The following is a 13909-nucleotide window of genomic DNA, read 5'->3' on the forward strand; positions in this document are numbered from 1 at the left end:
CAAAATGAACACGTTCACCTAATTCATCGGTAGATCATGGCTCGACAACTCTACTACAGCGGGCGATCGCCCTATGCCCGCAAAGTCCGCATTGTTCTGGCTGAAAAACAACTCTCTTACCAACATGTGGACACCAACATTCGGCAAAAGTCTCCCAAGTTTTTGCGCCTAAACCCGATTGGCAAGATTCCAGTGCTAGTGGATGACAATGGCCTGGTGTTTTGGGATTCGACTTTGATTGTCGAGTACTTAGACGACACCTACCCCGAGCCCTCCTTTTACCCCAGCGATCGCCTGGAGCGATGGCGCTGCCGCCAGGGGGAAGAACTGGCGGATGCTATGACCGACCAAGTGGTGGCCCTTTGGTTAGAAACCCGCAAAGGCGATCGCGCCGATGCCCAGGTTCAGGCCCAGCACCAGGTGGTAATTGATCGGTTGCTGACAGTGTTTGAGCAGCAATTACAGCTGACGCCCTATCTACTCAGCGATCGCCTCAGTGCTGTAGATATTGCCGCCGTATCTGGCCTGGGCTATTACAGCCTGCGCTTTGGCTTGGGCTGGCAGTCTCGCTACCCCCGTCTGGCCCACTGGTTTGATCAACTGCATCAGCGTCCTTCCCTACGGGATACCATACCCCAGCCCGATTAAGCCGCCCCTTACAGCACCCTGTATTGGTACTCACCGACTGATCAACTCAACGCTGAGGGACTTAGGCGATTTCTGGATAACAAAATACCGTCATAGGATGGGTGCACAAGCTTTACCGATCGCTCTATAACTGATGAGCGTGGGCAAGGCCCTTTGCCCGGGCTACATCAAAGGAAAATCTTTCCTAAAGATCACCTTTTCTAGAAGATCACCTTATCTAGTTTTATCTAGATATAAAACTGGCTCCGGTGCAACACCACCTCCCCATGGTCAGGCACCCAAGTCACCCAATAGTCTGGCGACTCTTGGCATAGCAGTTGGGCCGCATCGGCGGCATAGGCACTGGGCAAATCCGTCAACTGCACCCAGGTGTCACGGGTATAGGTGATGTGGCAAGCCGGGTTCCAGTCGTAGGCAGCCGTGGTTTCGGTCTGGGTCTGGAGTTGAGGGGCCATGGAATCGTCTCCTGTCAACGGGGATGAAGGCAATCAGCGCATCCCCTGCAATTGAGAGGATGGAATTTCTGTATCCATTTTTACAAAAAGGCCGTTTCCCTGGCTTAAATTAGCTAGATAAGTTCATAATCCATGACAAAATTCAATCTCTCCCCCGACCCAGGTCGCAGATGACCCAGTCTCTGCAACGTTCACCCCTTGACCCAGCCAGACCCATAGAGTCTTTGGCATAGGAGCAATATGTTCTTATATTACGAAGTCAGTCGAAAGGTAAAATTGAATCAAATAGATCAAAATAAATCCGGATTGGCAGAATTCTTCCGTATAATCCACCTTAAGCTTGACTAGCTTGAGTTCCTGCCATTCTGATTGGTTTATTAGGCTTTAGGCGTTCTCGCTACTGGAGGCCAAGGTTGTTGATGTCGAGGGTATTGTGGGCACGGTTGGTCGCTGCGACACCCACTGGTTCCAGCCGCGCTTAGGGCTGGGGTTAATCCCTGACGGTTGACTGGTTAACGGTTGACTGGTTTACGTCTGCTTAGGTTTGTTGGTTTTGAATTATTTGCCGTTGGTACAGCTGTTGCAGGCTGTGCCGATCGATCTGCGATGCCATGGGCCAACCATTGCATGGGGTGGTCCTGTCCAGGAGTGATCAGGGCGCTGGGGGCTAGGTCTAGGAATATCCAATTTTTTTCAGGTCACAATATGGTTAACATCCCGATTTATGACGACTTGTCCCTAAGTTTAGTCGGGGAACGAGGTGCTGGGTCGGGGGATGTCACGGTGACGGGTATCCAGTTGGCCTCCCTGGGACTGGAGTTACCCCAGGGTGTGGCAGTGCTGATTCCGGGGGATTATATAGGTGCCCAGGGAGAACTCTTACCCACTGCCGTACTGAATCAGGTGCTGGAATTTCCGGCCCGGACCTTTCAGTTGAGTCAGATTGGGGTAGCGATCGCATGGACCAGCCTGCGGCTACGGTTCGCCTTAAATCCAGACCAGGCCGTGTCCCAGATTTGCCTGGACATCCACGATCTGCGCCTCAGCACCGCCCTGGTGCCCGGCTTTGAAATCGCCGGGCACCTGACATTGTGCTTTAACCTGAACCAGGTGCTTTCCCTGGATGATTCTGCCTTTAACCGACTGGAGGCGGGGGCCAGTGACACCATCCCCCTGGAGTTGGAGGGGCTGCGGTTAACCGAAGCGTATTTCGCCATTCGTTGGAAGGAAACCCGGATTAACTACTGGCTGCGGGGGCTGGCCCCCAACTTTTTTGACCAGAGTGCCTCGATGGAAACCATCACCACCCTGCGGGTGCTGTTTGGTCGCCCAATTCCAGAAATTCGGCTGGATTGGCAGGCCTCAGGGGTAGAGAAAACCTTCACCCTGCCAGGGTTTAAGTTGGTGACCCCCGAACGGGCAAAGTTTACCCTACTGCTGCAATCCCTAGAGAATCCCCAGCGCCTCGACAACCTGGCCTTCATCCTCACCCTAGATCCTCGGATTCCGCAAGACCCTGAGAAGCTCGATCCTAAACAGCGATTTACAGCCTACACCAATTTTGCTTGGGAGCGGCAGAACGGCCCCGGGCAGAGCGATCGCGAATTGCAACCCCCCAGTGACGACAACAGCGAACCCACCGATGGCCAGGCCCCCTTCTTGCAGTTGGATGCGATGCCAGGGGCACCGGTCAGCCTGGTGCTGTTACAGATACGTTTAGACCAGGGGGGACTGCCGGGCTTTTTCAGACAGCTCGACGAACCTTTAACGGCCCTGAGCTTTGATCGCAACGGCACCGACCCCCTGGCGGCAAAAACCGTCACAAGCTTCCGAGACTTCATTCCCCTGCGGGGAGATGACTGGGGTGGCGAACCCGCTACCCCAGCCCCCAAGACCCCCGACGAAATCCAAGACCTGACCGCTAACCACACCCTGGAACCCGGTCTCACCGTCACCCTGAACCCCTTTATCCTGCCTTTCCTGAATCGCCCGGCAGACGACAGCAAAGACAGCAGCGGCAACAGTCGGGTGCCCAAACAGCGGATTCGGGTCAACCACAATAGCCGGAAGTTTCGGGGCCATGCCACTTTTGGGACCCGCGAAATCTCCATGCCCCTGGCCATTGGGGTGCTGATCGGTGAGCTGGAATTTGACACCAGCATTAATTTGAAGTTCAACTGGGAAACCTTTGCCTTCCGGGTCGAGCACAGTGGCGGCATTCGCCTGCTTTCAGATCAAGAGCAGCTACCGGAAAAGCAGTTTCTGGGCCTCACCTGGCGATTCAAGGGGGGCAAGTTGAGTGGGGATAACCGCTACCACCACCTCACCCTGATCACCCAAAACTACGACTACAAGCTGATCCAGGGCACAGGGGCCGTGATTGAGGTGGACTACACCCGGGCCAGCGATGACCCCATCACCTTTGCCATCAGCGACCTGGCCATTTCCGCCAAGGGCTTGAGCATTACCGCCGCTGTCACCGATCGCCCTGCTCGCCTGAATGGGGTAGACACCCGCTTCCGGTTCCATGGCAGCCGGTTGTCCATTGTGGAAAATCGCATCCAGGCGTTTACCCTGGCGGGGTCAGGCCCCCTGCCACCGGCTCTGGTGGGCGATGCCATGGTGGATGTGTCGCTCCAGTTTGCCCAGCGGGAGGGCAACCTCACCCTGGTGGAGGGCAGTGCCCGCCTCAGTAAAGACAAGCTACTCAGCTGTAAGGGCACCCGGTTTGCGTTTGCGGTGGATGCCATTGGGCTGAAATTTGTCAACGAAGGCAAGTTTCACCTTTACTTCACCCTCACTGGCAGCGCCCAGTTCCGCCTGGCCCCTGGGGATAGCCCGGATGGCCCCCTGGCCCTGCTCAGTGCAATCAAAATTGAAATGGTGGACTGTCCCCTAACTGGGGATATGAGTGTCATCGCCCGTCACGTCAACTTCCTGATTGATTTGCCCAAGCCGGTGTCCTTTAACCTGCTGGGCTGCTTTGAAATGGAGATTCGTGGCTTTGGCTTTGTACCCCAGTTTGACAAGTTCGATGGGGCCGGGGCCATGCGCATTGCCGGGCAGGTGAAGTTTGCCCAGGGGGGCGGAGACGCCATCAGTGCCCGGATTGATGTCCATGACCTGTATGTCGGACTGCCCCGGCCTGGGAGCTTTATTCCCCGCCTCCATCTGCGGGAGCTGACCGTCGAAATCAGTGCGGGTAAAGCCTTTAACCTGTATGGGGTAGTGGAGTTTATCGACGAACCCGACGCCACTGGGTTTGCCGGGGAAGGGCGGCTGGAAATCAAGGGTATGCCCGTGATAGCGGCCAGTTTTTCGTTCCTGCGGGTGCGGCGGGATGAAACCGCGCCCTGGGTGCGGGCCTGGTTCATTTTCCTGCAAATTGAGCAGGTCACCTTCCGTATTCCCTATGTGGAACTCTATCTTCGAGAGGTGGGCCTGGGCTTTGGCTATCGCTACACCATTGCCAGCATTCGGGCCGCCGATGAGGCGGGGGATCTGCGCTCCCTGCTGCAAGAATTACGGCAGTTGTCTAGAACCCAGGGGGATCTGACCCGCCGCGATCGCTGGGCCGTAGACCTGGAAAAAGCCGGGGAACCCCTGCGGTGGACCATTGTGCTGCGGGCCTTGATTTCCCAAACGTCGGCCTCCCCCAACTCCCTTAAGTGGATAGAGGCGGCCGAGAAGGTGCTGCCCTGCCTGTACGTGATGGATGCGATCATCGCCTTCCGCAGTGACTTAACCTTCTTCATGGCGGTGCGCTGCTGGTTAAACACCAACTACTGGGGCTTTGTCACCAATCAGCAGGGATTGCGGGAGCGACCCCTGTTTAGCGGGTTTGTGCTGCTGTCGGTGCGACAAAAGCGCTTCATTGCCCAAATTTCCTCTAACCCCGACGGCAGCCTGGGGCATTTGGTGCCGGTTCCTCCCATGGTGGAGCGGATTGTCAACAATGGTCAGTTTTCGGCCACCCTGTTGATTGAACCGGGGCTGGTCCATGCAGAGTTGGGCTGGCCCAACATGCTGCGCTGGTCCACCAAGATTGGGCCGCTGGAAGTGGATATTCGGGGCGGGGCGATTTTCCGCACCTCCACCGACAACCTGGTGATTGGGGTCAGTTTCTATGCCCGGGGGGGTTTCAGGTTTGAAGCAGAAAAGAACCTGCGCCTGTTTGGGGCTCGGGTCTCAGCGGAGGTGCATGCTGCCTTTGGGGCTCGCTACATCGGCCTGATGGACTTTAACGACCCGATTGGCGGGTCAGCCTTCTATGCCGCCATTGGCCTGGAGGTGCGGATTCGGGTGGCGATTGAGTTTTGGATCAAGTTTATTTTTGTCACCCGTCGTTTCCGCCTCAGCTTCTCCCTGGAATTTACTGCCGCGGCAGAAATTGGGTTAGCCGGGGTCAACCCCAATGGGGCTGGGTTCCGGGCCCAGGGCACCCTATCGGTGCGGTTCATGGGTCGGGGGATTCAACTAGGCGTGCGGGTGGGCTTCCGAGAACACAATATCCAAATTGCCCGCAGTCGCACAGAACCCTTCTTGAATATGGGCCTGGAAGCGACGGACGTGGAGGCGGTGCCTGGGGTAGGCGGTGGGACCCCAGAGGTCGCGTCATCTCCTCAGCCCATGGCTATGACAGCTAGTCCGGCAGTAACGGCCAGCCCGGCTGCCATGGCTAGTCCGGTGGCCATGGCGGCGGTTCCCGAGGGCAGCACAGTTGAAGTGCCCCCAACCCAGCAGGAGACGGAAGACCAGCTGCAAGACTTCCTGGGCAATCGCAGCTTCACCGCCCCCAATTACGATGTCTTTTGGATCGAAGCCCCAGAGGAAACAGAGGATGGATCGACCCAGGACCCCTATGGCTATTTTGTCCTGGTTCCCCGGGGAGAACCGCCGGTGGGTAGCCAGGCGATCGAGGAGCAGGGCTTTTTGCCGGTTCCCCCCGCTTCAGATGAGGCCAATCCGATGGAGGCAGATTTTACTCTAGAGCTGCCCAGGGACGACGCTCTGGCTCTAGACCAGTACGACCCCCTGCTGGGGGACTGGCAATCCCGCTCTGGGGGTGAGCGCTTTGACTGGCGGGTGAACTGGGAGGCTACGGTGATCTCGGGCACCCTTTTTGATTCCCACACAGAACAGCCAGTGGTAGAAAACGGCGAACCACAGCAGGGTACCCAAGCCCTGAAGAATTACCTGGTGTTTGGGTTCATTGTCGATGAGAACGACCTGCCTCAAGGGGATCCTGATTTGCTAAGCGATCGCAACCATGACCAGTCCCTGACGGATGAGCGAGTACACAACCCCACCGCTGATTCCTTTGAGTCGGCGGTGCGGGGGGCGGTGGAGCAATTCAGTGGATCGCCCTTCTTCAAGCGAGATCCCAATTCGGCCTACGACCAGGCCCTGGAAGCCGCCTTCCAGCCCAACACCACGGTCTACAACGACTCTGGCGAGGCCGATGCCATCTCGGATCTCGCCATCTCGAATCTGAACCAGCAGGCCCATCAACTGCGGGGGCTGGTGGTTCAGGATCTGGTCAGTGACCTGCGGGACTATGCTGTGGCCCCGGTGGACCAAAAACCCTCAATCAGTGGCATGATTGGCTTTCAGATGGGGCTGGTGTTCCGCTACCAGGGTCCGCCCCCCCACTGGCTCAGCCACGCAATTCCCCCCGCACAGCAGGAGACCGCCCTGCCCAAGATCTACCAGCGGCTCGGCCCCAGCAGCACCAGCCCTGATCTGCAAGAGGCGCGCCAGGTGCGCAGCTTCAATGTGGCTAGCACCAACTTTGCCACCAATCCCCCCCAGTTTCAGCGGGTGGAGCAATTTACCGATGCCAATACCATCGCCTTTGCTTGGGATTTGGTGTGGCCAGACCGCCCTGATGCTAACTGTAGTGCCTGTCAGGCTGCCCCAGAGCAACACCTGATTCACTACCAGGTGTTGCGCCGCTCCCTAGACGGCAGCGAACAGGAGACGACCTACACCGTGAAAGGGGCCGAAGTGCTGCACTTTGACACTAAGGACAAGGACAGCGATGGGGTGCTCAAACACCTCCAGCCCCGCTTCCAGGTGGTCGACCATTTCAATGCTGAAACCCTGGCGGATCAGGCGAACCTGCCCGTCACTGGTCGTAGTTATGTGTACACCATTACCCCCATCGATCTGGCCAACCATCGCGGTCGTCCCCTCACCCTGGTGGCCACCCGCTACCCCAACGAGCCGCCCCGGGTGCCCGTGGATGCCCAACTGCGGGTCAGCTATCGGTTGAGGCGCCAGGAGGACCAAACCCTGGTGATTGATATCCCCAATGGTCAGGGAACAGAGCCCCTGCTAACCCCGATTAGCGATCGCCCGGTGGCCCCGCCCCTGCTGCTGCCCCAGTTGCCCGCAGATGAGGCGACCCAGGAACCGGGGGCCGGTCAGGGAATTTTGGTGAGCTGGACCGACCCGGCGCCTCCCTTGCAGGGGCCCCTGGTGCCCATTGCCGACTACCGGCTGATTTTCCGCCGCGAAACCCTGCTACCCATTGGCAGTTATGGCCTGGACAATTCCATTCAGGGGCCGCGCACCAAGACCCTACCCACCAGCAATGCCCGGCCACTGCCCACCGACATTGTGATTCCCCTAGACGCCAGGGGCTCCCAGAGCCGACGCCAGGCCCGGATTCCCCTGGGGGATCTGCAAGCGGTAGGCATTTTCCCGCCTGGGGAACCTGGGGAGCGCCCCCAGTGGCAACCCCTGTCCTGGCGGGTCTACATCCAAACCGAGTCGGCCAATGGGGTGCCTTCGGCCCTGGCCCCGGTGGAACTGTTGTTGCGGCTAGACACCCCTGATGGCGGCGAAGAGCGGCAGTTGTCGGAACTGGAATGGCTGCCCCAGCCCATACGCCTGCCGGTGTTGCCACCAGAAGACTTGCGGGCAAGCACGGGCAAAGCCCATGTGCCCATGCCCCAGCCCGCCTATGACCACCTGCGGCAGGGAGGGAATCTCGCCTTAGCCATGGGCTATGGTGAGCACCCAGCCCATTTACGGCTGGTGCGCTTTCGCTGGAACCAGGGACCCAGCGACCAAAGCCAGTACCCCCTGGAACTGACAGGGGGCTATCACATCTTGCAGTTGGATGTGGATGCCCATACAGACCGGGTGCTGCAAGGGGAAGATCCCGAGGCCTTTGCCCGAGCCCTGAAGCCAGTGCAGGAAGTGCAGATGCTGCCGGCAGAGGACCTGTGGCTGACCCCGGAAGATACTCTGAATGGCAGTGTCTGGGAGGCCTGGTACTCCAGTGCCATGGTCCGCCGCCGCCGTCCAGAGGTTAAGGCCCAGCAGCGGTCTGAGCTTGACCTGGGTCCCTGGTATTCTTGGCGGGAATCGGTGCTGGTGTGGCCTGCCTGGCCTGGTCTGAGCAACCCAGGCCGGACCCAGACGGAGGGACTACACCCGCTGCTGACCCAGATCCTGCGGGCCCTGGAGGCGGATTACACCCTGGATGTGCAGACCACTCCGCCGATGCAGCCCGTGGACCTGGCCGGGTTCCTCAACACTACGGCCTATAAAGCCGATCCCTACGGCTGGGGAATTTTGCAGCGGCTGGGGCTGTCGGTGGGGCTGTCGTTGCGATCGCAAACCACCAACGACCTGCTCACAGGCCCGACTCTGGTGACCGCGCTGCAAACGGTGCTGGCGCCCTTGCAGATCGCCTCGGGGGCATTGGGAGACTGGCAGGACTATCTGCCCCACCTGTATCTTGAACTGCTGGTGCAGCCCTCCCACAGCATTAGCCCCGAGCCGACGGATAGCCTGGAACTGGATGGGTTATTAGCCATGGTCCAGATCAGTCTGCGGCCCCGGATTCAGCAGCGGCAACGCTACGGCCAAGTACACATTCGGGGACGGGCGGGTACCCCGGTACCCCTACAATTGACCCTGCCGGGTCCCTGCAGTGTGATCGACCAGTCGGATCGCGATCGCGGCCAGATCGAGCTGCCCGCCGCCCCCGATGAACCGATACAGTTCTCTGTGGTGCTGCCCTTAACCGGGGAAACCACGCTGCTGTTTCGCAGTGCGGCCTTACCCACCGTGACCCTGAATATGGAAGGCCCGTCTGAGGGGACCGAGCCCCCAGAGGTTGGTGCTGTCACCTCCTTCCTGCCGACGGACGAACGCTCTGCCTATTTCGCGGTGGACATCGAAACCCTGGCCTCCCAGTGGGCCAACTCCACCACCCTGGCGGGGCAGCAGTGGCAGCAGTTGCGAGACTATCTGGAATTTCTCAACCCCGACGACACCCCCGGCCCCAACCGGATTCACCTGCCTGTGGGCCCATCCCGAGAAGGTGACATTGCCGCCCTGCTGCCCGATGTGCTGGCCTGGGCCCAACGGTTCTTTGACGCCAGTGGCATGGTCACGACCGAGGTCAACGGCCTAAACCAAACGGCCCCGGGCCCCTGGTTAGTCACCGCCTATCCCCAGCGGGGTACCCCCGCCTACGCCAGCCCCGACCCCAGCGGTCGCCTGCGCTACGACCACCTGATCGAAAGCCGCTGGGCCCACAACTACCGCTACTACATTCGCCCCTACAGCCGCTACGACTTGCTCTGGCAGGGGCTGCTGCAATCGCCCATACTGTTTCCAGAGGAACGGCCAGAGGTAGCGGTGGTGATGGTCGACATTGTCCCTGATCCCCAGGTGGGTGGCCTGGATGTGGTGCTGGATCGCACCCAGCCAGTGGATGCCCCGCTGATCATCCATTCTGAGCGGTTAGATAACACCAGCACCCCTGGCCAGTCTGCCCCCCCTGGCCGCACCTGGGAAGTGATGCTGGCCCAGCACCCAGAACAACGACTGGCCCAGCGCAACCAGACCCTGGCCCGCCAGCTAGACTTCCGGGGCGTAGCCTTTACCCTGCTGCGGCAGTTGGCCGATCCCGACTGGCCTGACCAACTGAGGGCCGCCAGTACTGGCGATCTTGATTGGACCCTGGCCCCGGTTGAACAGGTCTATCCGGCCCTGCCTGCGGCCTACCCCGCACAGCCAGACCATGTGGATTTGACCCAAGTCAAGGCAGAGGTGGCCCGCAGCCTCGATCTGCCCCATCGCCTCAGCCCCTTCCAGCAGGGGGCCATGGTGTTGCAGTGGCAGGCCCTGCCCTATTTCTATCACCACCGGTTCCTGGCCGTGGCCCAGACCTCTACCCTCGTCTCCAGAACCAATGAAACGACCCAGCAGGATTTTGAGTACCGGTCTCCTGATCCAGAAGCCTGGGTGGATGCCCTGACCCTCAACTGGACGCCGGTCGCCCCCTTCGAGGGCGAGACAGTGTCTCTGCGCACCCGCCGTGTTCAGATTCCCCTGCGGCGGTTTTGGGATTGTATGCCCGAGGATGCCCAGGAACGGTGGCAGGCGGAAGCACCGTTGGACAAAGACACCCCAGGGAACTCAGGGACGGCTGGGCTGGTGAGAAAGTACGCCTCGCTGCCCGACCCAGAGGTGGTATATCAAATTGCGGAGCGGTTCAGCGGCAACATCGAAGTCCAGGCGGAATATGTCTTTGAGCCAGCCACCCCGGAGGCCGATAACGGCAATGGATCCTCCAGCCCAGCCCGCTACACCCGGCGCCAGTTGGGGCAGCGCTTTCTGGCGGCAGTGGTGCAGCTTAACTCGCCCACAGCCGATCGGCCCCATGGGGATTACTGGTTGGAAACCACCCTGCAGCAGCTCAGCGAAATCGAGCTGCGACACGACAGCCTGAGCGATTTGCGATCGCCCACCGCCAGTAAGGTAGCCTTTGCAGATCACTGGCTGTCGGTGATTAGCGTCTTGACCCGCCGCGATCGCAACAACCTGTGGCTGGCCCTGATCGCTGGCCAGTTGAGCCCAGCCAAACTAGCCAATCAGGGGCTGACATTAACCGACGACCAGGTCGCCACTGTTTTGGATGATTGGTTCTCCAGCCATCCGATCACCGCCCATAGCCTGGCGGACTTGCCCCCCGCCCTGCTAGCCAAGGTGGACTATCCCGAACTGCCCTACCGCCCCGACCTGGTGTCAGGGCTGGTGTTGCCCCTGTCTTTCCAGAACCAGTTGTGTTTGCGGGCAGCCCTACCCGAAGCTACCCCCAGCGATCAGCAGCTACGGTTGATCTGGCGGGGTGCTCTCTCAGGCACCCAGGATCAAGAACTGCGCGCCTATGATCGAGACTTACCGTCCTTCCATCAAGCGGTGGAAAACCTGAGTCAGCAAATCAGACAGTCTGTCGTTACCAGCGCCTACAGGGTGCCGGTGCGCCCCCGTCCCGATGCCCCCCTACCGGGCACTCTAACCATTCAGCTGACCTACCCCCCAGCGGCTGACCCTGGCTGGGTTTTGGGCTGGCGCAACGGCCTTTCTACCCTGGAGCAGGAAGCGCTGCAGGGGTTGGTGGGGGATGCCCCCTTCACCACGGCGGTGACTCAGTTGATCGAGCAGATTAATGCAACATATGTCGAGTTTTCAGCCACCACGTCTCCGCTCACGCCCATCAGCACCCCAGCGGTGCCAGAGGGACTACCGCTCACCATTCGCCAGAGGTCTAGTGTCTTCCAGCTAGTTACCTACACCCTGATCTGGACTGGTCCTATGACCCCCAGCCAGGAGCAGCAGTTAGAGCAGTGGGGCGAAGGATTATCAGAGTTCTTCACTTCAACTATCCAGACGCTGATCGAAGAAGAAGTGCGGCCACAGTTTCCAGCCGATCAGTACCCCAGTAACCGGGACAGCGAGGCCATTGAATTTGAACAACGGGTGGACGATGCTGACTTTGTCTGGCCTCGGGTCGATCGCAACCAGCTAGCCGCCCAAATCCAGGCAGACCTCAGCCATCTAGAAATTCAAGCCAGCCGCTTACGCTGGCAGGGGGTAGTGCCGACCTCCACCGCCGATTTGCGGCAGCGGGTGCAGGTGGTGCTACGGCCTGGGGATCCCTTCCTGGAGGCCTTCCAGCGGTTAATGAACCAGCTTGATCAGGCCGTATTTACGGTGGCGTTGGGCCGCCAATACCTGCGCCTGCGGCAGAGCCTGACCGCCACAGAACGAGATGTCCTGACGGAGCGGTTTGAGCCCACTGAGCTGACGCCCCTGTTTGACGACTGGGCCGATGGCCAGGCCATAGACGAGCTGTATCAAACCTGGTTCAGCCAGGATGCTATTGCTACAGTGCCTGCTGCTGACCGGGTGGCCGAACTTGACCCTGACTTGCAGGCCGTGGTTGATTTTCCAGAGCCAGAGGAGCTGGTGCTGGTACGCACTGGAGTCTTGACGGCGGCGGAGACCGATGCCCTGCTGAACCTACCAGGGGATGCAGAATTCAAAGCCGCCCTGCGACAATTGACCCGCCCCCGCCAGGGGGACTTATCTGCGGTCCTCCAGGACCAGTTACGGCTTGATCCAGAGGCCTCAACCCTGAGCTGGCAGGGAGATCCCCCCTCCCAGGCGCAGCTCGATGCCCTGCGGGAAATTCCAGGGGACGAGGCCTTCCACCGAGCCCTGGGAGATCTGGTGACTGCTCTGGCGATCGCAACCGCGGAATCTACCGAGTCAGTCGTTATAGACCCCATCGCCATTGCCCCTGCACCGGCCACCGCTCGGGCTGTGGCTCCCCAGGGGTTGGATCAAATTCCAGCGGCCCTTGCTGACAAGGTGCAGCTTTCCCTGAATCAGGACGGCTCCGCCTATACCCAGCTCACCTGGACCGGCCCCCTCACCGATGCCGCCATGGCCACCCTGCAAAACTGGGCTCAAACCGCCGACCTGGTGCCCGTGGTTCGCCGCCTGATCCAGGAGCGACAGGGGCTGGTGCTGTCGCGGGAATTGCCCGACTACAGCTTGCCCACGCCCCTGCAAGGACGGCTGCACCTGTACCCCAATAAGCTGGTATGGACAGGAGACCTGTTAACCAGCCCCCAATGGCAGGCTCTGACCAGGTTGCGGGACACAGCAGCCGACGATGCCGCCCTGGCAGGGGCCATAGACGCCCTCTTGACTACCCCGGCAGAGCAATTTCCGGTGGTAGCGATCGCAGCCCCCGGACTAGATCCCCGCCCCCAACCCCAACAACGGCCCGACTTATTCAAAGCGCCGGATCTGGCGGCCCAGTTTGCCGACCAGCTGCCCGACTTTATTCCCCCTGAGGCAGCCAGCACCCTGCTGACTCACCAACTGGTGATTCAGCCAGACCGGGTGAGCTGGCTGGGGCCAGTCCACCACCAGGAACAATTAGACGCCCTGGCCCAACTGCCTGGGGATGCCGCCTTCAAAACCGCGATCGCCGATCTCCATACCCAACTCAGCCAACAAGAGAGCACCATCCCCTTTGATACCCCCGCCCCCCGGCGTCCCCTCCCCACCGAGTTGCCCGAGAACCTCCAGGCCAAACTGCTGCTGGGCCGCACCCAAATCCGTTACCACGGCCTAATCACCCTGACCGAGCGCAGAGCGTTGCGCGACCTAGTCTCTCCTTCAGCCCCCGACCAGCAAGCCATCCAACGACTCTTCGAGCAATCCCTAAGCCTCCAGGGCAACCAACTGCAAATCCGCGCCCGCCGCGGCAGCGCCCAGCCTAGCCCTCTGAGGGATCTTAGTGTCAAGGAGGAATGAGGCAGAAAGCACAAGGCAGAAGGCAGAAGCTAGAAGGCAGAAGACAGAAGGCAGAAGACAGAAGACAGAAAACCCGATACCCACCACCTAAAATCCCCACTCCCCATCTCCCCCACTCCCCATCTCCCCCACTCCTGATCTCCTGATCTCCTCATCTCCTCATCTCCCCA

At 59.9% G+C, this 13909-nt stretch carries 3 protein-coding genes; 2 read left to right on the plus strand and 1 reads right to left on the minus strand.

The annotated features are described in order from the left end of the window. Positions 1 to 36: 36 nt before the first annotated feature. Complete coding sequence (locus E1H13_RS05630; RefSeq protein WP_169612429.1) at positions 37 to 648, plus strand: glutathione S-transferase family protein; 612 nt, start codon at positions 37 to 39, stop codon at positions 646 to 648. Positions 649 to 875: 227 nt separating this feature from the next. On the opposite strand, the gene E1H13_RS05635 is transcribed toward E1H13_RS05630, so the two are convergent. After that, a complete protein-coding gene (locus tag E1H13_RS05635; RefSeq protein WP_169612430.1) occupies positions 876 to 1103 on the minus strand; it encodes a hypothetical protein in 228 nt (75 codons plus the stop codon). Positions 1104 to 1808: 705 nt separating this feature from the next. On the opposite strand from E1H13_RS05635, the gene E1H13_RS05640 reads away from it, so the two are divergent. Beyond that, positions 1809 to 13739 carry a hypothetical protein gene (locus E1H13_RS05640; RefSeq protein WP_169612431.1) on the plus strand — a complete coding sequence of 3977 codons (11931 nt, stop codon included), beginning with the start codon at positions 1809 to 1811 and terminating at the stop codon, positions 13737 to 13739. Positions 13740 to 13909: the final 170 nt, after the last annotated feature.

The organism is Nodosilinea sp. P-1105 (assembly GCF_012911975.1).
In the GTDB taxonomy this organism is placed as follows: Bacteria; Cyanobacteriota; Cyanobacteriia; order Phormidesmidales; family Phormidesmidaceae; genus Nodosilinea.

What these genes read in the sequence shown, in the direction of transcription:
- E1H13_RS05630 (WP_169612429.1), top strand. Translation starts at nt 37, where the DNA reads ATGGCTCGACAACTCTACTACAGCGGGCGATCGCCCTATGCCCGCAAA.
- E1H13_RS05640 (WP_169612431.1), top strand. Translation starts at nt 1,809, where the DNA reads ATGGTTAACATCCCGATTTATGACGACTTGTCCCTAAGTTTAGTCGGG.
- E1H13_RS05635 (WP_169612430.1), bottom strand. Translation starts at nt 1,103, where the DNA reads ATGGCCCCTCAACTCCAGACCCAGACCGAAACCACGGCTGCCTACGAC.